Consider the following 21170-nt stretch of genomic DNA (forward strand, 5'->3'; position numbering starts at 1 on the left):
GAACCGCGTCCGGAAATGGGTGCGGGTGGCCCGGCGGGCTCAGGTCGCCGCGTACAACGCGTATGTGGAGGAGCGGGAACGGGACCGGGGGTTCTGACCGCTCCTGGAGGCTCAGCCGGACCGGCGGACGGAGTCCGGCGCAGCGGGCCGAAGCCCGGGAGGCCCGCCAGGGCCGAGCGGTGCGAGAACCGCGTCCGGAAATGGGTGCGGGTGGCCCGGCGGGCTCAGGTCGCCGCGTACAACGCGTATGTGGAGGAGCGGGAACGGGACCGGGGGTTCTGAGGCCGTTCGCCTCCGACTGGTGCCTCCGGCGCCGGGGGGTGCGAGGGGTGCGGACGGAAGCGGGTCGGGCGGCGCCCTGGGGGTGTCGTGCCCACCCGTTCCGCCCTGCGGAACGACTGCCCACACCAGGTGGCGGCGAGGGAAAGGGGCCGGCCCCCGGGGGGATCGTCCGGGGGCCGGTGGTTCTGGGGGTGCTCAGCCGTTGACGGCGCTGTTGCCGAAGGCCGGGTTGAGCAGGCCGATCACGTTGACCGTGTTGCCGGAGACGTTCACGGGGACGTGGACCGGAACCTGCACCAGGTTGCCGGAGGCGACGCCCGGCGAGTTGAGGGCCTTGCCGTCGGCCTCGGCGCCGTGGGCGGAGGCGACACCCGCGCCGGCGGCGACGATGCCACCGGCGACCATGGTGAGGGCAGCGGCCTTCTTGAGGTTCTTCACTTTGGTACATCCTCCTGGTCATCGCTGCGGCCGATCAGCCGCAGCACGCCATGGACAACGCCGTACGCCCCGACAGGTTGCGCCGAACGGGGGACATACACACGACGGTATGAAGGACTGAACGGTCGTGCGCCCGGCGCACTCGGGGGCGCGTCAGTTGGTCAGGCCGTTTCTCACCGCCCAGAGGGCCGCCTGGGTGCGGTCCGCGAGGTCGAGTTTCATGAGGATGTTCGAGACGTGCGTCTTGACCGTCTTCTCGGAGAGGACGAGCGCGCGGGCGATCTCCCGGTTGGACCGGCCGTCCGCGATCAGGCCGAGGACCTCGCGCTCCCGCTCCGTGAGGGCCGGGCCGCGCCCCGTACCGCCGGACGACTCGTCCTGGGCGAGGAGTACGCCCGCGACCTCGGGCTGGAGCAGGACGTGGCCCGCGTGGACGGAGCGGATCGCGCCGGCCAGCGCGTCGGGGTCGATGTCCTTGTAGACGTATCCGGAGGCGCCCGCGCGGAGGGCGGGGACCACCGTGCGCTGCTCGGTGAAGCTGGTGACGATCAGGACCCTGGCAGGGTTGTCGAGCTCGCGGAGCCGCTTCAGCGCCTCGATGCCGTCGGTCCCGGGCATCTTCACGTCCATGAGGACCACGTCGGGGCGGAGCTCCTCGGCCCTGGCGACGCCCTCTGCGCCGTCGGAGGCCTCCCCCACGACCTCTATGTCGTCCTGTACCTCCAGGAAGGTGCGCAGGCCCCGCCGGACGACCTGGTGGTCGTCGACGAGCAGGACACGGATCCGCTTGTCAGCCACCGGGAACCTCCATCTCGATCGTGGTGCCCTCGCCCCGGGCCGAGGTGACGGTGAGCGATCCGCCGACGCCGCTCGCCCGGTCCCGCATGGAGACCAGGCCGAGGTGGCGTCCGGCACTGCGGACCGTTCGCGGGTCGAAGCCCTTGCCGTCGTCGGTGACGGTGAGCCGTGCGCCCTGGTCGGCGCGGGTGAGGGAGACGGTGACCAGCTGGGCGTCCGCGTGCCGCAGCGCGTTGTGGAGGGCTTCCTGCGCGACCCGGAGGACGGCCTCCTCCTGTGCGGCGGGCAGTGCGCGGGTCCCGGGGCTCTCGAAGGTGACCCGGGCGGTGTGGGCGCGGTCGAGGACCTGGACGTGGGTACGGAGGGTGTGGACGAGGCCGTCCTCGTCGAGGGCGGCGGGGCGGAGCTCGACGACGGCGGCGCGCAGCTCGTCGGCGGCCTCCGCGGCGAGCGCGGCGACCTGCTGGAGTTCGCCCTTGGCGCGGACGGGGTCGCGGTCGACGAGGGCGGCGGCGGCCTGGGCGGTGAGCCGGAGCGAGAAGAGCTTCTGGCTGACGGCGTCGTGCAGCTCGTGGGCGAGGCGGGAACGTTCCTCGGCGATGGTGAGTTCGCGGCTGCGCTCGTACAGGCGTGCGTTGGTGAGGGCGATGGCCGCGTGCTGGGCGAGGATCGAGAGGAGTTCCTCGTCCTCGGCGGTGAAGCCGCAGCCACCGCCCTCCTTGGGACAGCGCTTGTTGGCGAGGAAGAGGGCCCCGAGGATCTCGTCGCCGTCCCTGACGGGGAGGCCGAGGAAGTCGGACATCTCCGGGTGGGCGTCGGGCCAGCCCTCGAAGCGGGGGTCCTCGCGGACGTCGGCGAGCCGCTCGGGCTCGGCCTTGTGGAGCATCGACGCGAGGATGCCGTGCTGACGGGGCAGCGGGCCGATGGCCTTCCACTGTTCGTCGCTGACGCCGTCGACGACGAACTGGGCGAAGCCGCCGTGGTCGTCGGGGACGCCCAGGGCCGCGTACTCGGCGTCGAGCAGCTCGCGGGCGGACGCGACGATCGTCTTGAGGACGTCGCGGACCTCCAGGTGGCGGCTCATCGCCAGGAGGGCGGTGCTCACGGCCGCCAGGCCCGAGTTCGGTCGATGGCTCATGTGTTCACCGTACCGGCGGGTCGTGACGGTGCGTATCCGTCCGGGGACCGCCCGGGGAGGGGACCCGGGACCTAGGTCCTACGGCTCTCGGGACCTTCTCATCCCTCGGGGGGAGGGGCTCACCGTGCGCATTGCTCACGCAACCGATGGTGAGGTTGTTACCTGGCCGATGTGAGCCCGCGCATAGGACCCACATCACTTACGAAGCTCCCTAGTGGACACGTGAAGGGGCGGGCATCGTGGGGTGAGCCCGACATAAGGGCTCTTCCGTGGCCCGTGCACGGGCCCCTGATCCACTACCCGGGGTCGTACGTCACACCTTTGCCACGGCATTTTGCTGCCGCTAAGAATTGCCGTCGTCGCCGCCCAGCAGGCGCAGCGCCGCCCCGGCGGAGTGACCCCCAGCGATTCGAAGAGGTAGTCCGGAATGTCTGCGAACACCCCTGGCCACAGTCGTGGTCTCAAGAAGACCCACAAGGCCACGATCGCCGGCGTCGCCGCTCTGGGCGCCGCCGCCCTCACCCTCTCCCTCGTGCCCGGCAACGGCACCACCGAGACGGAGCCGCAGGCCCTCTCGAACACCCAGCAGGTGGCCTGGTCGTACAACGCGAACAGCCCCCAGGCGAAGGCGCTGGCCGCCAGCGTCACCGAGCAGCAGACCACGATCGGTCTGAAGGCCAAGCAGGAGGCCGCGGCGAAGGCCAAGGCCGACGCGCTGGCCAAGGCCACGGCGAAGGCCCAGGCCGAGGCGAAGGCCAAGGCGGCTGCCAAGGCCAAGGCCGACGCGAAGGCGAAGGCCGCGGCGAAGGCCAAGGCCGACGCGAAGAAGCGCGCCGCGGAGAAGGCGGCCGCGAGCCGTTCCGTCGCCCGCACCCCGGTCTTCGCGAACAACCTCGACGGCTGGATCCGCGAGGCCCTGTTCATCATGGACAAGCACAACATCCCGGGCACGTACAACGGCCTGCACAAGAACATCATGCGCGAGTCCAGCGGCAACCCGCGGGCCATCAACAACTGGGACATCAACGCCATCAACGGCGTCCCGTCCAAGGGCCTGCTCCAGGTGATCTACCCGACCTTCAAGGCCTACCACATCCCCGGCACCAAGTTCGACCAGTACGACCCGGTCGCCAACCTCGTCGCCGCCGCCAACTACGCGGCCGACCGGTACGGCTCCATCGACAACGTCAACAGCGCCTACTGATCCCGGTCGGTCCGCTGTCGTACGCCGAAGGGCGGCACCCCGCACAGGGGTGCCGCCCTTCGGCGCACTGGCGTACCCGGTGACTACTTGCGCATGACCTCGGGCTCGTGGCGGCGCAGCAGGCGTGCCACGACGACGCAGCAGACGGTCGCCATGAGCAGCTGGACGCCGAGGTCGAAGCCCCACTGGCCGGCCGTGTGCTCCCACAGCGCGTCGGTGTTCGTGGGGTCCTTGGGGTCCCACGGCGGCATGAGACGGGCCAGGTCGAGCGTGGTGCCGGCACCGGCGATGCCCCAGCGGGAGGGCATGAGCCAGGCGAACTGCTCCAGGCCGGGCGAGCCGTACACCTGGAAGAGGATGCCGGTGAACACGACCTGGATGATCGCGAACATGACCAGGAGCGGCATGGTCTTCTCCGCGGTCTTCACGAGCGCGGAGATGACCAGGCCGAACATCATCGAGGTGAGGCCGAGGGCGATCACCTGGATGCACAGCTCGACGGCCGGCGGCATGAGGAGGCCCTCGGCGGGCAGCGCGCGGGTGGAGAAGCCGATGCCGCAGATGATGACGCCCTGGAAGGCCGTGATCAGGCCGAGGACGATGACCTTGGACATCAGGTACGCGGAGCGGGAGAGGCCGGTGGCGCGCTCCCTCTCGTAGATGACCCGCTCCTTGATCAGTTCGCGGACCGAGTTGGCGGCGCCGCTGAAGCACATGCCGACCATGAGGATCAGCATGATGGTGCCCGCGTCGCCGTTGAAGCGGGACGGGGGCGTCGGCGAGCCGAGGCCGAAGTCCGCCGGGATGACGACCGAGACCGCGCCGAGGACGGCCGGCAGGATCACCATGAGGCCCAGGAAGCCCTTGTCGGACGCGATGACCGACACGTAGCGGCGCATCAGGGTCCACAGCTGGGAGCCCCAGCCCTGCGGCTTCGGCGGCCTGGCCATGGCCTGCTGCGGCATCTGGACGGGCTGGGCGGCGACGGCGTCGATGTCCGCGGCGTAGAGCTGGTAGTGCTGCGAACCCTTCCAGCGGCCCGCCCAGTCGTAGTCGCGGTAGTTCTCGAAGGCGGAGAAGACGTCGGCCCAGGTCGAGTAGCCGAAGAAGTTCAGCGCCTCGTCCGGCGGGCCGAAGTACGCCACCGAGCCGCCGGGGGCCATGACGAGCAGCTTGTCGCAGAGGCCCAGCTCGGCCACCGAGTGGGTGACGACGAGGACCGTGCGGCCGTCGTCCGCGAGGCCGCGGAGCAGCTGCATGACGTCGCGGTCCATGCCCGGGTCGAGGCCGGAGGTCGGCTCGTCCAGGAAGATCAGCGAGGGCTTGGTGAGGAGCTCAAGGGCGACCGAGACGCGCTTGCGCTGACCACCGGAGAGGGAGGTGACCTTCTTCTCCTTGTGGATGTCGAGCTTGAGCTCGCGCAGCACCTCGTCGATCCGGGCCTCGCGCTCGGCGGTGGCGGTGTCACCGGGGAAGCGGAGCTTGGCCGCGTAGCGCAGCGCCTTCTGGACGGTCAGCTCCTTGTGCAGGATGTCGTCCTGCGGGACCAGACCGATGCGCTGGCGCAGCTCGGCGAACTGCTTGTAGAGGCTCCGGTTGTCGTAGAGGACGTCGCCCTCGTTGGCCGGGCGGTAGCCGGTCAGCGCCTTGAGCAGGGTGGACTTTCCGGAACCGGACGGGCCGATGACGCCGATCAGCGACTTCTCCGGGACGCCGAAGGAGACGTCCTTGAGGATCTGCTTGCCGCCGTCGACCGTGACCGTGAGGTGGCGGGCCGAGAAGGAGACCGAGCCGGTGTCGACGAACTCCTCCAGCTGGCCGCCGACGAGCCGGAACGTCGAGTGACCGACGCCGACGATGTCCTGCGGGCCGAGGAGCGCCGTACCGCCCTTGGCGATCGGCTGGCCGTTGACGTACGTGCCGTTGTGCGAGCCGAGGTCGCGGATCTCGAAGCGGCCGTCGGGCGTCGCGTGGAACTCGGCGTGGTGCCGCGAGACCTGGAGGTCGGAGACGACCAGCTCGTTCTCGAGGGCACGGCCGATGCGCATGACGTGGCCGAGCGCCAGCTGGTGGAACGTGGTGGGGCTGCGGTCGGCGTAGGCCGACGACGCCCCCGCGACGACGCCGTGCTGACCGTGTCCCTGCTGGTGCGGGACGTGCTGCTGCGGCACGTTCGGCTGCTGCGCGTTCGGCTGCGCGGGCTGCGGCTGCCAGCCCTGCTGCGGACCCTGGTGCTGCGGCGTCTGGTGCTGCGGCGGGGTCTGGTGGGTGATCCATTCGGCCTGCTCCGCGGCCTGGTGGGCCGGAACGGGCTGGGCCACCGGGGCCTGCGGCTGCTGGGCCTGCGGCGCGCCCTGGGCTCCGGCGGCGAGATTCAGCCGCGGGCCGTCGGTCGCGTTGCCGAGGTGGACGGCCGAGCCGGGGCCGATCTCCACCTGGTGGATCCGCTGCCCCTGCAGGAAGGTGCCGTTGGTGGAGCCGTGGTCCTCGATGACCCAGCTCCGGCCTCCCCAGCTGATGGTGGCGTGGCGCCACGAGACCCTGGCGTCGTCGATCACCAGGTCACCCTGCGGATCGCGGCCCAGGGTGTACGACCTGGACGGATCGAGGGTCCAGGTCCTTCCATTCAATTCCAGTACGAGTTCTGGCACTCCATGCCCCACTACTTGTCCCCCGATGTACCCCCGTCGCTGGGAGTCTAGGGATGGCGAACATCGGGGGGAACTATTTCAGGCCCCGCACCCTCTCCGAAAGTCGGGCCGCGTGAAGACCCGGGAGAGGCTTCCCTCCAGGGCCTCTCCGGAGCGGTCCCGCGACCACTCCGGTGTCCGCTGGGCGGGACAGGGGATCGAGTGTCACGCGGTGCCCGATACGGTGGAAGCACCATGAGCGCATCGCAGACCTCAGACGTTCCCACCCTTCTCGTCAAGATCTTCGGGAAGGACCGTCCCGGGATCACCGCGGGACTCTTCGACACCCTCGCCGCCTACTCCGTCGACGTCGTGGACATCGAGCAGGTCGTCTCCCGCGGCCGACTCGTCCTGTGCGCGCTCGTCACCGAGCCGACCGTCGCCTCGCAGGGCGAGCTCAGGGCCACCGTCCACAGCTGGGCCGAGTCGCAGAAGCTCCAGGCCGAGATCCTCTCCGGTACGGGTGACAACCGGCCCCGCGGCAGCGGACGCTCGCACGTGACCGTGCTCGGGCACCCGCTGACCGCGGAGCAGACCGCGGCCATAGCGGCCAGGATCGCGGAGACGGGCGGCAACATCGACCGCATCTTCCGGCTGGCGAAGTATCCGGTCACGGCCGTCGAGTTCGCCGTCTCCGGCTGTGAGACGGAGCCGCTGCGGACCGCGCTGGCCACCGAGGCGCACAGCGTCGGGGTCGACGTGGCCGTGGTCTCGGCCGGGCTGCACCGGCGGGCCCAGCGGCTCGTCGTCATGGACGTCGACTCGACGCTGATCCAGGACGAGGTGATCGAGCTCTTCGCGGCGCACGCGGGCTGCGAGGACAAGGTCGCCGAGGTGACGGCGGCCGCCATGCGCGGCGAACTGGACTTCGAGCAGTCGCTGCACGCGCGGGTGGAGCTGCTCGCCGGGCTCGACGCCTCGGTGGTCGACAAGGTCCGCGCCGAGGTGCGGATGACGCCCGGGGCCCGGACCCTGATCCGTACGCTCAAGCGGCTCGGCTACCAGGTGGGTGTCGTCTCCGGCGGCTTCACGCAGGTCACCGACGATCTCAAGGAGCGGCTCGGGCTTGACTTCGCCTCCGCCAACACGCTGGAGATCGTGGACGGCAAGCTCACCGGTCGGGTGACCGGCGAGATCGTGGACCGGGCGGGCAAGGCACGGCTGCTGCGCCGGTTCGCGACGGAGGCCGGCGTGCCGCTGGCGCAGACGGTGGCGATCGGCGACGGGGCGAACGACCTGGACATGCTGAACGCGGCCGGGCTGGGCGTGGCGTTCAACGCGAAGCCGGTGGTGCGCCAGGCCGCTCACACGGCGGTGAACGTGCCCTTCCTGGACACCGTGCTCTACCTGCTCGGCATCACCCGCGAAGAGGTCGAGGCGGCGGACGGCCCCGAGGACCTGCTGCACTGAGCGAGGGCGATGTAAGTACGCCGAAGGGGGCCCGGTCGTCAGGTGACGGCCGGGCCCTTGTCCGTACGGTTCGGGCGTGGCTCTCGGGCGCTGCTCGCCGGTGTTGCTCTACGGCGGGCCTCAGGCGTGCGGGGTCCAGAAGTCGACGAGCCGGCCGGCGCCGTGTTCCAGGGACTTCCAGCCGCCGTCGAAGGTGAGGACGGCGAAGGCGGAGGTGGGGAAGCCGCTGCGGTTCATCCGGCTGAGGGTGTCCCCCTCGGACCCGCCGGCCAGGGCGTCGGCGAGCGCGTGCATGCCGGGGTTGTGGCCGACGACCAGGAGGTCGGAGACGTCGTCCGGTGTCTCGTTGAGCAGGGCGATGAGCTCGCCGAGCGACGCCTCGTACAGCCGCTCCTCGTACACGGTCCTGGGGCGCTCCGGCAGTGCGTGCACGGCCAGCTTCCAGGTCTCGCGCGTTCTGACGGCGGTCGAGCAGAGGGCCAGGTCGAAGGCGATGCCGGTCTCGGCGAGCCTCCGGCCCGCCACGGGGGCGTCCTTGCGGCCTCGCTCGGCGAGGGGGCGCTCGTGGTCGGCCTCATCGCTCCAGTCCGCCTTCGCGTGTCGGAGCAGCACGATCCTGCGGGATGTATCGACGCTCATGCTGCTCAGCTTCGCACGAAACGGCTCGCGCCGACTCAGAGAGAGAGCGTTTGCCGGATCTGCTCCAGGACCCGTCCGACCCCCGGGTCACCGGCTGTCGCGTGGGCCCCGCCGGGCCCGGCCATGAGCAGCAGGAGAGCGGTGAACGCGGCGACGGGAAGGGCGAGCGCCCACCAGGGCAGCCGGGTGTCGACGCCGGTCGGCAGGGGCCGGGTGCTGGTGTGCGTACGGGCCGGCATGGGCCGCCTCCGGGGGATGGGGAACCGGTCTCCGCTGTCTCCAGCGGTGTTCTCCAACGTACGGATCCGGAGGCTTCCGGCCCATCAGGTGATCCACCCAGTCGACCCTGAGACTCACCCCCTAGGGGATGCGGGGGTTGTCCCCACCCCCGGGGGTCACGGTGAGGCGATGGAGGCGATGACGGCGATGACGACCGTGATGCCGAGCATCGCGCCGAGCACGAGGAGCAGCTTCTTCTGGCCGTTCGGGGGGTTGGGTTCGAGAACTGGCATGCCGACAGTCTCGCATCTCAGCATTCGTCCTCGACCGTCCGGTCCCTGCCCGCGAGGGTTCCGACGATCATCTGCGGCACCATCAGGCCGGCCATGAGCGCGATCGGCAGTCCCCAGCCGCCGCTGTGCTGGTAGAGCACGCCGACGAGGAGGGGGCCGGGGACCGAGATGAGGTAGCCGACGCTCTGCGCGAAGGCGGAGAGCCGGACGACTCCGGCGCCGGTGCGCGAGCGCAGGCCGATCATGGTGAGGGCGAGCGGGAAGGCGCAGTTGGAGACGCCGAGCAGCACGGCCCAGACCCAGGCTCCGGCCTCGGGGGCGAGGAAGAGCCCGGTGTATCCGGTGAGCCCGCACAGGCCGAGCGCGACGACGATCGGGCCCTGGTGCTTCATGCGGGTAGCGAGGCGCGGGATGACGAAGGCGAGCGGGACGCCCATGACCATGGTGACGGCGAGGAGCACGCCCGCGCTGGTGGCGGGGACGCCGGCGTCGCGGAAGATCTGCGGCATCCAGCCCATGGTGATGTAGGCGCCGGTGGCCTGGAGGCCGAAGAAGCAGCCGAGGGCCCAGGCGGTGCGGCTGCGGGTGATGCGCGGCGGGGCCGTGTGCTCGGGGGCGGCGCGCTCCTTCGTACGGCCGGAGTCGTCGCGGTCGCGCACGAGCGGGATCCAGGGCAGGACGGCGAGTGCGGCCACGGCGGCCCACACGCCGAGTCCGAGGCGCCAGTCCCCGCCGAGTGCCTCGGTCATGGGGACGGTCGCGGCCGCGGCGACCGAGGTGCCGAGGGCGAGCGCCATGGAGTACAGGCCGGTCATGCTGCCGATGCGGTCGGGGAAGTACCGCTTGACGATCACGGGCATCAGGACGTTGCTGACGGCGATGCCCATCAGGGCGAGGGCGCTGGCGGCCAGGAAGCCGGCGGTGCCGCCGGCGAGGGGACGCAGGACGAGGCCGGCGAGGATCGCGGCCATGCCCGCGCAGACGACGGCCGCCGGGCCGAAGCGGCGGGCGAGGCGCGGGGCCGTGATGCCGAAGACCGCGAAGCAGAGCGGGGGTACGGAGGTGAGGACGCCGGCGACGGTGCCGCTCATGTGGAGGCCCTCGGTGACCTCTTCGAGGAGGGCGCCGAGACTGGTGATGGCGGGGCGCAGGTTCAGGGCGGCCAGGACGAGTCCGACGGTGACGAGGCCGAGGGTCCAGCGGTGCGTCGCTCCTGGCGGTGTGGTGGGCGTCGGGGTGGTGGTCCGGGTTCGTACGGCGGTCTTCGGCTCGTCAGGCATGAAGCCATCATAGAATCATGGGATGATTGATTGTCCAATCCCGAACCAACCTCAGGAAGGTGTTCCATGGCCCTCGGTCACCCCCGGCGCTCAAGCCTCTCCGACCAGGTGATCGCCGAACTGCGGAACCAGATCACCTCCGGCGAGTGGCCGGTCGGTTCCCGCATCCCGACGGAACCCGAACTGGTCGAACAGCTGGGAGTGGCCCGCAACACCGTGCGCGAGGCGGTACGGGCGCTCGCCCACAACGGGCTGCTCGACATCCGCCAGGGCTCGGGGACGTACGTCCTCGCCACCAGCGAGCTGGCGGGCGTCATGCACCGCCGCTTCTCCGGCTCCGACCCCCGGCACGTCGCGGAACTGCGCTCGACCCTGGAGTCCGCCGCGGCGCGGTTCGCGGCCCAGCGGCGCACCGAGCGGGACCTGAAGCAGCTCGACGCCCTGCTCGTACGGCGTGAGGAGGCCTGGGAGTCCGGTGACGCGGAGCGGTTCGTGACCGCCGACGCGGCGTTCCACCACGCGGTCGTCGCCGCCTCGGGCAACGAGGTCCTCACGGAGCTCTACGCGGACCTGGGCGATCTGCTGCGGGAGTGGCTGCGCGACGACGTGGGGCAGGTGCTGCGGCCCGAGAACCACATGGACCACGCGCGTCTCGTGGACGCGATCAGGGACGGCGACGCCGAGCGGGCCGGCACGGAGGCGGCCGGCTACCCCTTCATGTGCCTCAGGAACCCCGGACCGGAGCCGGCCGGGGAGCCTCGTCCGCCGGCTGGTGGGTGACCCAGGCGGCCCGGACCTCCTTCCAGCAGCGGGCGGTGGCCCGGCCGTAGTCGGCGGGTCCCACGTCCACCGGGGCGCTGTCGCTGTCGACGTCCCACCAGCGCTCGCACTCGACGTGGAGGCGGATCCGGTCGGTGCGGGGGTACGGGTTGTGGCAGTGGGCGGTGACAGCGGAGCCCTGGACGACGGTGCGGCAGGAGGCTCCGAAGTTCTCCGGCTCCCCGGTCGCCGGGGCGGTGGCGGGGAGCTCCTCGGCTGGTGCGGGGGCCGCCCGCACCTCGGCGGCCACGGCTATCCCGGTGAGCAGAACGGCGACGGAGGCGAAGGCGCCGAACCCGTTGCGTATCGCGTGCATGCCCGTACCTCCTCCCCGTCCGTCACAGGAACCGCAGTAGCAGGAACTTCACGCTCTGCCCCAGTCTGGGGTGATTCGCGCGACTTTTCGAGTCGGGCAGGAGTTGCGGAACGGCGAGGGCCGTGTGCCGCCCGGTCGGGGCGGGCACACGGCCCTGTCCGCTGCTGTGGGGAGGTGTCAGGCGCCGATCGCGTGCAGGCCGCCGTCGACGTGGACGATCTCGCCCGTCGTCTTCGGGAACCAGTCGGAGAGCAGGGCCACGACGCCGCGGCCTGCCGGCTCCGGGTCCTCGAGCTTCCACTCCAGCGGGGAGCGGCTGTCCCACACGGCGGCCAGCTCGCCGAAGCCCGGGATGGACTTGGCGGCCATCGAACCGATCGGGCCCGCCGAGATCAGGTTGCAGCGGATGTTCTGCTTGCCCAGGTCGCGCGCCATGTAGCGGCTGGTGGCCTCCAGGGCGGCCTTGGCCGGACCCATCCAGTCGTACTGCGGCCAGGCGAACTTCGCGTCGAAGGTGAGGCCGACGACGGAGCCGCCCTCGGTCATCAGCGGCAGCAGCGCCGTCGTCAGCGACTTCAGGGAGAAGGCGGAGACGTGCATCGCCGTGGCGACGGACTCGAACGGCGTGTTGAGGAAGTTGCCGCCGAGCGCGTCCTGCGGGGCGAAGCCGATGGAGTGCACGATGCCGTCGAGGCGGTCGCCGAGGTGCTCGCGCACCTGGCCCTCCAGGCGGGCGAGGTGCTCGTCGTTGGAGACGTCGAGCTCGAGGACCTTGACGTTCTCGGGCTTGGGCAGCTTCTTGGCGATGCGCTCGGTGAGCGACGGCCGCGGCCAGGCGGTGAGGATGATCTCCGCACCCTGCTCCTGGGCCAGCTTCGCGGTGTGGAAGGCGATGGAGGACTCCATCAGCACACCGGTGATCAGGATGCGCTTGCCCTCGAGAATTCCGCTCATGGTGATCAGTGACCCATGCCCAATCCGCCGTCAACCGGGATGACGGCTCCAGTGATGTACGAGGCGTCGTCGGAGGCGAGGAACTTCACCGCGGCGGCGATCTCCTCCGGCTGCGCGTAACGGCCCAGCGGCACCTGGGACACGATGCCCGCGCGCTGCTCGTCGGTGAGGACCGCGGTCATGTCGGTGGCGACGAAACCAGGGGCGACGACGTTGAAAGTGATGTTGCGCGAGCCGAGCTCACGCGCGAGGGAGCGGGCGAAGCCGACCAGGCCGGCCTTGGAGGCGGCGTAGTTGGCCTGGCCCGCGGAGCCCAGCAGACCGACGACCGAGGAGATGAGGACGACGCGGCCCTTCTTGGCGCGCAGCATCCCGCGGTTGGCGCGCTTGACCACCCGGAAGGTGCCGGTGAGGTTGGTGTCGAGGACGGACGTGAAGTCCTCCTCGGACATGCGCATGAGGAGCTGGTCCTTCGTCACGCCGGCGTTGGCCACGAGGACCTCGACCGGACCGTGCTTCTCCTCGATCTCCTTGTACGCCTGCTCCACCTGCTCCGTGTCGGTGATGTCGCACTTGACGGGGAGGCAGCCGAGTTCGACCAGGGCGGCCGGAGGCTCGCCGGAGCGGTACGTGATCGCGACCTTGTCGCCGGCCTCGGCGAACGCGCGGGCGATGGCGAGGCCGATGCCCCGGTTTCCTCCGGTGACGAGAACCGAGCGGCTCAACGGATCACCCTTTCGATAGCGGTCTGGTAGCCGAAAACCTATCGGTATCGCCCTCGACATGAGGAATCGACCTCCGACAGTGGCGTAGGGGTGTCACTGTCGGGTCCCTACAGCTCGGAGGCGGATCGGGGCGGCCCGTCGCCGTTCCCGGGCGCCGTCTAGCGGGCCCGCAGATCGGCCTGGGAGAGCTCGGCGCACAGGTCGTCGAGTGTCCGGTCGTACAACACGGAGCGATGCGAAAGTACGTTTCTGGCCATAACCAGCAGCCTGAGGAGGCGCGCGTCGCTCTGCGGCAGCGCGACGGCTCCACCGATGTGGGCGCGCAGGAGTTCCCCGACCTGGAGCTCCAGGAACGTGCGTTGCGGAGAGCCGCCCGGGTGGGCGGGGGGACGGTCCGCGTGGTCGGCGACGACGGCGGCCGCCGGGCGGTTGAGGTGGCCGAGCGCCCGTACGGCGAGGTGCTGCCTGGCCTCTTCTATCCAGGGTGCGAGGACCCGCTGCTGCGCCTGGGAGACCAGGGCGGTGAGGCGGGCCCGTGCGTCCGCGCCGGCCCCGTCCCCCTCGGCCGCGTCCGCCCCTTCGGCGGGGTGCCAGACGCCCGCGTGCGGGCGCAGTCGGCCCTCCCAGGAGACGACGGCGCCCCTGGCCCACGCCTGGCGCAGCTCCGCGCCGGGTCGCAGCAGGGCTCCGACCCGCCGCAGCGGCGGGCAGTCGGCCGGAACGGGGCCGGAACCCGCGGCGAGGCAGCGTCCGAGTGCGGCGCCGAGGGTGTGCTGCGCGCCGTCCCACTCCCCGGCGAGCCGCCGGGCGAGTTCCAGGTCGGGGCCGCAGATCTCGACCACGGTCTCGGACCGCACGGCGCGGCGGATCCGCTCCCGCAGCGGGTCCCGGTCGCGGCCGGAGGTGTCGGGCCCGTGGTCGAGGAGGGGCGCGATGGCGATGGCCGTGTCGAGCCTGCCGAGCACGCCCCACCACCAGTGCACGGCCGTGTCGCCGAGGCCGTTCCGCAGTTCGTCGGGGAGCGATTCCGGCAGGTCGCGGAGGCGGGCGACGACCAGGAGCCGGGGGCGCTCGCCCGGCGTGAGCCCGGCCGCCTTGACGGCGGCGGCGAGGAGGCGGAAGAGCCGCTCGACGGCGACGCCGCGGGGTCCGGTCCCCGCCCGCGCGCCCGTGGCCGTATCGGCACGCGCACGCGCACTCCCACTCGTACGCGTACTCGTGCTCGTACCGCTGTCGTCCTCAGCCCACGCGCGGATGCCGACGACCGGGCGGCGGTCGTGGCCGGGGGCGACCAGGGTCGCGACGGCCTCGTCGGCGTCGACGGAGAGTTCCTTGCCGAGGCGGGCGAGGAGGCCGTGCGGTTCGTGCCGGGGGCCGGCGGGCTGCCGGGGTGCCGGTACGCGGGGCGGGCGGCCGTCGAGGGACCAGCCGAGGTCGAGGTCGAAACCGTCGTCGGGCAGGTCGAGATAGGGCAGCTCGTCGGCGTCCGCCCACCACTCCGCCGGCTCCTCGCCGTCCTCCCCCGCGAAGGAATCGCCCGCGAAGGAATCGTCCGCGAGGTGATCGTCCGCACGCGCGCGTGCGGACGCCGGGGGCGGTACGTCGACGCGTACCGGGCTGCCGAAGAGGGCGCCCCGGTACAGCTCGTCCGCGAGCCCCGACTCCACCATGGCGTCGGTGACCAGCCAGAGGCAGTTCCGTCCGGCCGCGAGGTCGGCGGTGACGCCGCGCAGCTGGGCCCGTACACCCGGCAGGCCGTCCGGGCGCACGGCGGGCGCTCCCGTACGGGCTTCCGCCCGCGTCACCTCACTTCTCCCCGGCGGCCGCCCGGGACCGCACGGCGCGGTACGTCACCGGTTCCACCGCGAAGCCCTCGGGCGTCTCGTCGAGGACGCCGAGCCGGCCGAGGTGGTGCAGCCAGGCGTCGGTGTCCGCGTCGGAGAGCTCGATCGCCGCGCCCACGTCGTCGCGGGGCACGCCCTGGCCCTCGCCCACATACCCCGTCCAGGCCGCGAGGAGGTCGAGGTCCCGTGCGTCGAGCCCGGAGAGGCGCAGGTGCTCCTCGATGTTGCGGGGGCCGGCGATGAGGGCGCGTATCCGCTCCACGGCGTTGTCCAGGGTCGCCCCGTGCACGGACACGTCCGTCACGGCGGCCTCCATCCAGCGCGGCCAGCCGCCGGTCGCGGCGACGAGCCGGTCGCGGTCCTCGCGGGACACGAAGGGGCACTCGGACCAGGCGCGCAGGGCGTCGGCGGTCCACCGCTCGGGACGCAGCCACCGTACGGACAGGTCCTCGTGCCCGTCGTCGGAGGCGAGTTCGGCGAGGCCCGCGGCGTCGGCGAGGACGACGACGGAGCGGTTGTCGTTGCCGCCGCTGCGCCGCTCGGTCTGCCGCAGGAGGCGGTCGGCGGCGGGACCGGCGTGGACCAGGAGGGAGCGGACGGTCTCGCGCAGCGTGGCGGTGGTGGCGCCGCGCAGGTCCGCGATGATCACGTGGGCCTTGCGGCGGCGGCTCTTGAGGAGGCCGGCGAGGTCCTCCCCGTGGGCGTACGGGACGACGTCGACGCCCCGGTTCACGGCGAAGGCGGTGACCGCCTGGCGGACGAGTTCGGGCCGGTGGAGCGCGGTGGTGCCGATCAGGCTGACGCCGGACTGCGCGGTCTCGTGGAGCTGTTCCTCGGTGAGCGGGCTGTACGTCTGCACGTGCCGGGCGTCGCGGCCGAGGATGCGCCGGGCGGCGTGCGGGTTGTAGTCGTAGGGCAGGCCGAACTCGGTCTCGCGCAGTTCGAGTTCGAGCTCCTCGCGGGTGCCGAGCATGTTGACGACGTTGGGGCTGCGGACGGCGAAGCGGGAGCGGTCGCCGAGCTGGATGAGCAGGCCGAGGCCGACCATCTCGGTGAGGAAGATCTGCGCCTGTTTGGCGCTGAGCATCTCGAAGCCCTCCGGCCACGCCTCCCGGGCCAGCTGGAGCAGTTCGCCCGCGGAGTAGTCGCCGCGGTAGCCGTCCTTGAGGCTGCGCAGGGCGATGACGAGGGCGAGGACCCGGTAGCGGTCCTCCAGGTTGATGGTGAAGCGGAGCCGCTCGGCGATCTGCCGGCGCACGGTCTCCGACGCGGCGACCTTCTGGACGTCGTCCTCGGTGATGCGGACGGGGCTTCCGGCCCAGGTGTACGGACGGTCGTGGAGGACGCGGACGAGCTCGCGGCAGAAGATCTGCACCAGGTTGGCCTGGTAGTTGGTGATGGCGAGGATCCGCCAGACCAGTTCGGGGCGCTCGAAGAAGTAGCCGAGCGCGGCCATGGGTTCGGTGACGAGGCGGACGGCCGCCTGGGTGCCGAGGGGGCCGACGAGGACGTCGGGGCCGCCGTGCACGGTGGAGACGTTGGAGAGGTGTCCGAAGCGCTGCACCTGGTGCAGACCCGCGAAGACGATCTTGAAGCGGCGTTCGGTCTGCTCCATGAGGCGCTGGAAGTGCATGACGTTGGGGAAGGTCGACTCGCTGCCGACGCGGTAGGCGCGGCGCGAGTCGGTGTTGAGGAAGGCGTCGGCCTCGTCCGCGAGCACCAGGATCCGCCGGGTGTCGTCCTCCTCCAGCCAGGACTGGATGTTGCGTACGACGACGTCGGGGTTGGCCTGCTCCGACATCTTGCTGTTGAAGACGCCCTTGCGCTTGAGGTCCTCGACCAGCCGGCTCCAGATCCGGTCGGGCGCCTCCGCGTGGCCGATCTCCGCCTTCAGCAGGTCGAGATAGACGGCGACATGCGCGTCGGCGCGGCTCGGGAAGATCTCCGCGACGCGGCGCAGCAGCGCGGACTTGCCGAGCTGGCGGCCCCCGTAGAGGAACATGCCGCCCTCGCGGCCCATCACCTCCCGCATCTCCTCGTCGCGGCCGTAGAACACCTCGGGCGGCACGAGTCCCGCCACGAACGGGGTGTACGGGTTGTACGCGGCCCAGGGCAGGGTGACGCGCTGGAGCGAACGGAAGGAACCGGGGGCGCGGGCGGCCATCCAGCCCATCACCGCGGAGTCGACGACGAGCGCCTGCTGGGCGAAGGAGCGGGCGGACTCGGCGAGGCCGCGCCGCCCCTCCATGCCGAGCGGGTGCAGGTAGAGCACGATGTTGGCGCCGACGTCGGCGTCCTCCAGATGGGCGAGCGGCCCGTCGGCCGGCTGCTCCTCCCAGATGAGCAGGACGGTGTACGAGGAGGCCCGGGAGCCGAGCGCGGCGACGTACCCGGCGCGCTCGGCGACCCGCGCGCGCACCTTGAAGCGGCGCATGCCCTGTCCGAGGGCCACCCGCTCGGCGCTGACCTGGTGCGTGGAGAGTTCGAGGCCGAGCAGGCGCAGCAGCCGGGGGATGTGCTGCTGCCATTCGCCGCGCCGGCCCTGCGGGGTGCAGAGGGCCGCCCAGGACTCCAGGCCGTTGCCCGCCGCCGGGGTGAGGGAGGCGTCCGGGGCGCCGTAGTGCGTCGCCCACCAGGCCGCGTCGATGCCCTCGCCGCCGGCCTTCGGCGCGTCGGGCGCGGTGACGCCCGTGAGGAACGCGGCGAGTTCCGATCCGTCGTCGGCGGGGCGCTCGGGCAGCGGCTTGTGGCTCGTGGCGAGGGCGAGGAACTCCTGGGCCGTGACCGTGTCGCCCTCCTCGATGAGCCGGGCGATCCGGTCGTGGTCCCCGGCGGACAGCGGCCGGTCGGGGCGGGAGCGCAGCACGGCGAGGTTCTCGCGGAGCTGGCGGGTGTAGTCGGCGACGAGGGTGCGGAGCTCCGCCTCCAGGGTGCGCAGCGATTCCACGGCGAAGCGGTAGCGGCCCGACTCCTCGCCGTCGGCGAACTGCTGGAGACGGCCCACGAACTCCCGCTCCTGATCGGCCGCCAGCTGGTTGAGCGTCCGCATCTGGGCGAGCAGGCCGGCGGCCTCGCCGTGGCGGACCGCGACCTCGCGCCGCCAGTCCTCGTGGCTCTGGGCGAGTCTCCGTACCGCCGTCTCGCCCCACTCGGGGTCGGTGCAGCCGTACTCCTCGGGCTCGCTCGCGACCGCGGCGACGAGCGCCTGGGCCAGGTGCAGGTCGCCGTCGTGGAGGTAGCTGCCGAGGGCGTACTCGGCGTCGGCGGGCGTGAGGAGTGCGGCGATCCTGCGGGCCGCCCTGGGGTCGGCGAGGTCCGGGTCGCCCAGGGCGTCCCGGGGCAGGTCGGGCAGCGGGAGGAGACAGTCGGCGGGCGGCACGGGGCCGCCGTTCTCGCGGAGCCGGTCGGCCGCCGGGTCCGCGGACCGCAGGTGCTCACCGGTCAGCCAGGCGCGCAGCAGCGCGAGCGCGGCGCCGCCGGTGCCGGCCGGGGCGGGCTCCTCGGCGACGTCGCGGAGCACCGAGGCCAGCTCGGGGACACCGCGGTCGCTCATGCCCTGGTGCGGCCGGGCGGCGGCGTGGGCGTGGGCGGCCTCGGCGCGCATGAGCAGCTCGCCGACGGACCGGCAGGCGGTGTGCAGCTGGCGGAGCGCGCCGGCCGTGATCGGCTCCTTGGCCTGCTTGGACGTACGGAACAGGGCGTCCGTGTCCTCGATGAGCCGGTCGATGTCCTCGGCCCGCCACAACTCCTCGCCCAGGGCGCGGAAGTTCGGCGTGCCGGTGTACTGGGCGGGGCTCTGGCCGGACCACTCGACGACCTCGTTCAGCGCGTGGCGCACCGGACCCGAGGGCCCGACGAGGTACTGGAGCACCTGCGACGCCCGCTGGTACTTCATCTTGCGGCGCGGCAGGTCGTCGAGCAGCTGCCGGGCGGTGAGACCGATCTCCTCGCGGGTGGCGGCCTCCTGGCCCTCGGCGCTGCCCTGGAGCATGCCGGGCTCGAAGACGCGGCCGTCCCTGACGGCGGCGACGAGCACGGTGAGCAGCTGCTGCCAGGGGCCGGTGAGCCCGGACGGCATGACGAAACCGCTGATCAGGCCGTGGGCCCAGCGGGCGGTGAGGCCGGTGCGCAGCGCGGCGGCGAGGGCCACGAGATGGGCCTCGCGGTCCTGGGCGGCGAGCGCGGGGTCGAGTTCGTGCGCCATCTGTACGGGGGTGGCCTCGCTGTCCGAGACGCAGCCGAACGCGGCGGCGGCGAAGGCGAGGGCGCGGGCCCTGACGTCGCTCTCGCGGGAGGCGACGGTCATCCAGTACGCCTCGGCGAGCCGTCCGTCGCGCAGCAGCCTGCCGACGGGCGGCTCGCTGCCGGTGTCCCAGGGCGCGTACGGGTCCCAGTCGGGCGCGTCGACACCGGAGGGCCAGGGCTCGTCCTCGACGGGGAGGGGTCGGGGGGTGGGGAGGGAGGCGGGGACGGAGGTCGGGGCGGAGACGGGAGCCGGAACGCGGAGGGACGGGGGCGGCGGAGGGTCGGCGGGCGGCGGGACTTGGGACGGGGGCTGGGCCTGGGCCTGGGGCTGGGGCTGGGCCTGGGGCTGGGGCTGGAGCTGGAGCTGGGCCTGGGCCTGGGCCTGGGCCTGGGGCTGGGCCTGGGGCTGGGCCTGGGGCTGGGCCTGGGCCTGGGCGGGGATGGGGGCCGTGACGGGGGCCGGAAGGACGGGGGCGGGGCTCGGGTCCTGGGCGGGGGCCGGGGCCGTGACGGGGGCCGGTGAGCTGTGGGCCTGCGTCGGCAGGGTTGCCGGGGGCGAGGGCGGCGGTGTGACCTGGGGCGCGGTCGGCAGGGGCGCAGGCGTCGGCAGGGGCGTCGGGGGCGGCGGCTCCACCGCCCGGCGGACCGCCTCGATCGCGGAGGCGCCCGCCCGGACCCGGCCCGTCGTCGCGGTCAGGGCCACGGCCGCGTTCGCGTCACCGGTGCCGTGCTCGGTCCTTCCCGACGGGGACTCCCCTGGCGGGGCCTCCCCCGGAACCTCGCCGCCCTGGGCACCGAGTTCGCGCAGCTGCGTCTCCGTACGGTCCAGGTGGCGGCGGAGGTCGGCGGCCTCCTCCTCGTCGTCCGCCCACTCCAGGAGCTCGGCGTACCGGCTCGCCTTGCGGCGCAGGGCGTCCAGCTGCTCCGCGCGGGCCTCCCGCAGCCGGGCCAACTCGGCCCCGGCGTCGTCGTACCCGAGGTCCGGCGCCCAGGTGAGCCCCTCGGCGGCGAGCGCGGAGGCGAGCCGCTCGCGCTCCGCCGTCCAGGCCGTGATCCCGGCGTCGGGATCGTCCACGGGCAGGCGCCCGGCCTCGACGGCGTCCGCCGCGGCGCGCAGGACACCGGCCAGCCGCTCGCCGGAGCCCTTGAGGAGGGCGAGCGAAGCGGGCAGGTCAGCCAGGGGTTCGGGTGCGGGCACGGGAGCGGCGTCCTCACGGTCGGGGGGCGTCATCGGGGAATCGGGCGGCGGGACGACTGAGGTGAAGGGCGCGACGGCCGGGCTCTCGTCCGGACCCGGGCTCTCGTCCGGACCCGGGCTCTCGTCCGGACCCGGGCCTTCGTCCAGCGGGGCCTCCGAGGTCTCCGCGACCTCCAAGACCTCCAAGACCTCCGCGGCCTCGAAGCGCGGGCCGACCGCGTGGGCGTCCGGCGGCGGACCGCTGTCCGCCGCCGTCCGTAACGCGCTCTCGTGCCGGCTCGCCAGCGGTCCGACCGGCAGCCGGCTCGTACCGGGCAGGAGCATCCCGTAGAGGGCGCAGCGGGCGAGCGGCGGGTCGAGCACCCTGAGCATGGCGAGGAGTTCGTCGAGGGTGGGTTCGGCCAGGGCGCGCTGCGAGAACCCGTACTCCGTGCGGAGCGCCTTCACCGCCCAGACGAGCCCGCAGGCGGCGATGCCCGTGAGCTGCCCCTGCTGCGCCTTGGCGAGGCGCACCCGTGCCGCGTGGAGTTCCCGCCGAGAGGGCGGGGACGGGGGCCGGTCGGAGGTGTGGGCGTGCTTGTCGCCCCGTAGGCAGTGGTGCCGGGTCAGCAGGGATCTGAGGGCCTCCTCGTCAAGCGACGTCAGCCAGGACCTGACTCCGTTCACCCACCCGTGCAT

Annotated in this window: 16 protein-coding genes; 3 read left to right on the forward strand and 13 right to left on the reverse strand. The window is 72.4% G+C overall.

Annotated features, from left to right (window positions below):
• Positions 1-477 precede the first annotated feature (477 nt).
• The 3 genes from ACIA8N_RS00050 to ACIA8N_RS00060 all read right to left on the reverse strand — a co-directional run bounded on the left by ACIA8N_RS00050 (position 478) and on the right by ACIA8N_RS00060 (position 2656).
• Positions 478-720, reverse strand: a complete 243-nt coding sequence (locus ACIA8N_RS00050; protein ID WP_030556477.1) for a chaplin — start codon at positions 718-720, stop codon at positions 478-480.
• A gap of 153 nt (positions 721-873) precedes the next feature.
• Positions 874-1518, reverse strand: a complete 645-nt coding sequence (locus ACIA8N_RS00055; protein ID WP_365787187.1) for a response regulator transcription factor — start codon at positions 1516-1518, stop codon at positions 874-876.
• On the reverse strand, positions 1511-2656 hold the full coding sequence (locus tag ACIA8N_RS00060) for a GAF domain-containing sensor histidine kinase (RefSeq protein WP_359212727.1): 1146 nt from the start codon (positions 2654-2656) through the stop codon (positions 1511-1513). The genes ACIA8N_RS00055 and ACIA8N_RS00060 overlap by 8 nt, the downstream gene beginning before the upstream one ends.
• Positions 2657-3083: 427 nt before the next feature.
• Between ACIA8N_RS00060 and ACIA8N_RS00065 the strand changes: the two genes are divergently transcribed.
• Positions 3084-3860, forward strand: a complete 777-nt coding sequence (locus tag ACIA8N_RS00065; protein WP_365787183.1) for a transglycosylase SLT domain-containing protein — start codon at positions 3084-3086, stop codon at positions 3858-3860.
• Positions 3861-3943: 83 nt separating this feature from the next.
• Here the strand turns inward: ACIA8N_RS00065 and ACIA8N_RS00070 are convergent, their stop codons facing one another.
• A complete protein-coding gene (locus tag ACIA8N_RS00070) occupies positions 3944-6523 on the reverse strand; it encodes an FHA domain-containing protein (RefSeq protein WP_365787181.1) in 2580 nt (859 codons plus the stop codon).
• A gap of 222 nt (positions 6524-6745) precedes the next feature.
• Between ACIA8N_RS00070 and serB the strand changes: the two genes are divergently transcribed.
• Positions 6746-7960 (forward strand): phosphoserine phosphatase SerB, encoded by a 1215-nt coding sequence (serB, locus tag ACIA8N_RS00075; protein WP_030556468.1) that lies wholly within the window; start codon positions 6746-6748, stop codon positions 7958-7960.
• A gap of 120 nt (positions 7961-8080) precedes the next feature.
• Here serB and ACIA8N_RS00080 read toward each other — a convergent pair whose 3' ends face one another.
• The 4 genes from ACIA8N_RS00080 to ACIA8N_RS00095 all read right to left on the reverse strand — a co-directional run bounded on the left by ACIA8N_RS00080 (position 8081) and on the right by ACIA8N_RS00095 (position 10391).
• Entirely contained in the window at positions 8081-8599 is a 519-nt protein-coding gene (locus ACIA8N_RS00080) for a histidine phosphatase family protein (protein ID WP_365787179.1), read from the reverse strand.
• Between the two features lie 35 nt (positions 8600-8634).
• A complete protein-coding gene (locus ACIA8N_RS00085) occupies positions 8635-8838 on the reverse strand; it encodes a hypothetical protein (protein WP_365787177.1) in 204 nt (67 codons plus the stop codon).
• Between the two features lie 156 nt (positions 8839-8994).
• Positions 8995-9111: an SGM_5486 family transporter-associated protein gene (locus tag ACIA8N_RS00090; protein WP_281181692.1), complete on the reverse strand. Its 117-nt coding sequence runs from the start codon at positions 9109-9111 to the stop codon at positions 8995-8997.
• A 17-nt stretch (positions 9112-9128) separates the two neighbouring features.
• Positions 9129-10391 (reverse strand): MFS transporter, encoded by a 1263-nt coding sequence (locus tag ACIA8N_RS00095; protein WP_365787174.1) that lies wholly within the window; start codon positions 10389-10391, stop codon positions 9129-9131.
• A gap of 66 nt (positions 10392-10457) precedes the next feature.
• Between ACIA8N_RS00095 and ACIA8N_RS00100 the strand changes: the two genes are divergently transcribed.
• Positions 10458-11171, forward strand: coding sequence for an FCD domain-containing protein (locus tag ACIA8N_RS00100; protein ID WP_365787172.1), 714 nt, complete (start codon positions 10458-10460; stop codon positions 11169-11171).
• Here the strand turns inward: ACIA8N_RS00100 and ACIA8N_RS00105 are convergent.
• The 5 genes from ACIA8N_RS00105 to ACIA8N_RS00125 form a co-directional block, all read right to left on the reverse strand.
• Positions 11116-11526 carry a hypothetical protein gene (locus ACIA8N_RS00105; RefSeq protein WP_365787169.1) on the reverse strand — a complete coding sequence of 137 codons (411 nt, stop codon included), beginning with the start codon at positions 11524-11526 and terminating at the stop codon, positions 11116-11118. The genes ACIA8N_RS00100 and ACIA8N_RS00105 overlap by 56 nt on opposite strands.
• Positions 11527-11703: 177 nt before the next feature.
• Entirely contained in the window at positions 11704-12480 is a 777-nt protein-coding gene (fabI, locus tag ACIA8N_RS00110) for an enoyl-ACP reductase FabI (RefSeq protein WP_030222691.1), read from the reverse strand.
• Between the two features lie 5 nt (positions 12481-12485).
• Positions 12486-13205, reverse strand: a complete 720-nt coding sequence (gene fabG, locus ACIA8N_RS00115; RefSeq protein ID WP_030556460.1) for a 3-oxoacyl-[acyl-carrier-protein] reductase — start codon at positions 13203-13205, stop codon at positions 12486-12488.
• Positions 13206-13363: 158 nt separating this feature from the next.
• Positions 13364-15010, reverse strand: a complete 1647-nt coding sequence (locus ACIA8N_RS00120; protein WP_365787166.1) for a hypothetical protein — start codon at positions 15008-15010, stop codon at positions 13364-13366.
• Between the two features lies 1 nt (position 15011).
• A complete protein-coding gene (locus ACIA8N_RS00125) occupies positions 15012-21170 on the reverse strand; it encodes a hypothetical protein (RefSeq protein ID WP_365787164.1) in 6159 nt (2052 codons plus the stop codon).

Origin of the sequence: Streptomyces sp. NPDC051822, from assembly GCF_044452745.1 — a bacterium.
Taxonomy (GTDB): Bacteria; Actinomycetota; Actinomycetes; order Streptomycetales; family Streptomycetaceae; genus Streptomyces.

Coding starts and splice junctions, on each gene's coding strand:
- ACIA8N_RS00090 (WP_281181692.1), bottom strand. CDS start 9,111: ATGCCAGTTCTCGAACCCAACCCCCCGAACGGCCAGAAGAAGCTGCTC.
- ACIA8N_RS00105 (WP_365787169.1), bottom strand. CDS start 11,526: ATGCACGCGATACGCAACGGGTTCGGCGCCTTCGCCTCCGTCGCCGTT.
- ACIA8N_RS00060 (WP_359212727.1), bottom strand. CDS start 2,656: ATGAGCCATCGACCGAACTCGGGCCTGGCGGCCGTGAGCACCGCCCTC.
- ACIA8N_RS00085 (WP_365787177.1), bottom strand. CDS start 8,838: ATGCCGGCCCGTACGCACACCAGCACCCGGCCCCTGCCGACCGGCGTC.
- ACIA8N_RS00100 (WP_365787172.1), top strand. CDS start 10,458: ATGGCCCTCGGTCACCCCCGGCGCTCAAGCCTCTCCGACCAGGTGATC.
- serB (WP_030556468.1), top strand. CDS start 6,746: ATGAGCGCATCGCAGACCTCAGACGTTCCCACCCTTCTCGTCAAGATC.
- ACIA8N_RS00095 (WP_365787174.1), bottom strand. CDS start 10,391: ATGCCTGACGAGCCGAAGACCGCCGTACGAACCCGGACCACCACCCCG.
- ACIA8N_RS00080 (WP_365787179.1), bottom strand. CDS start 8,599: ATGAGCGTCGATACATCCCGCAGGATCGTGCTGCTCCGACACGCGAAG.
- ACIA8N_RS00125 (WP_365787164.1), bottom strand. CDS start 21,170: ATGCACGGGTGGGTGAACGGAGTCAGGTCCTGGCTGACGTCGCTTGAC.
- ACIA8N_RS00065 (WP_365787183.1), top strand. CDS start 3,084: ATGTCTGCGAACACCCCTGGCCACAGTCGTGGTCTCAAGAAGACCCAC.
- fabI (WP_030222691.1), bottom strand. CDS start 12,480: ATGAGCGGAATTCTCGAGGGCAAGCGCATCCTGATCACCGGTGTGCTG.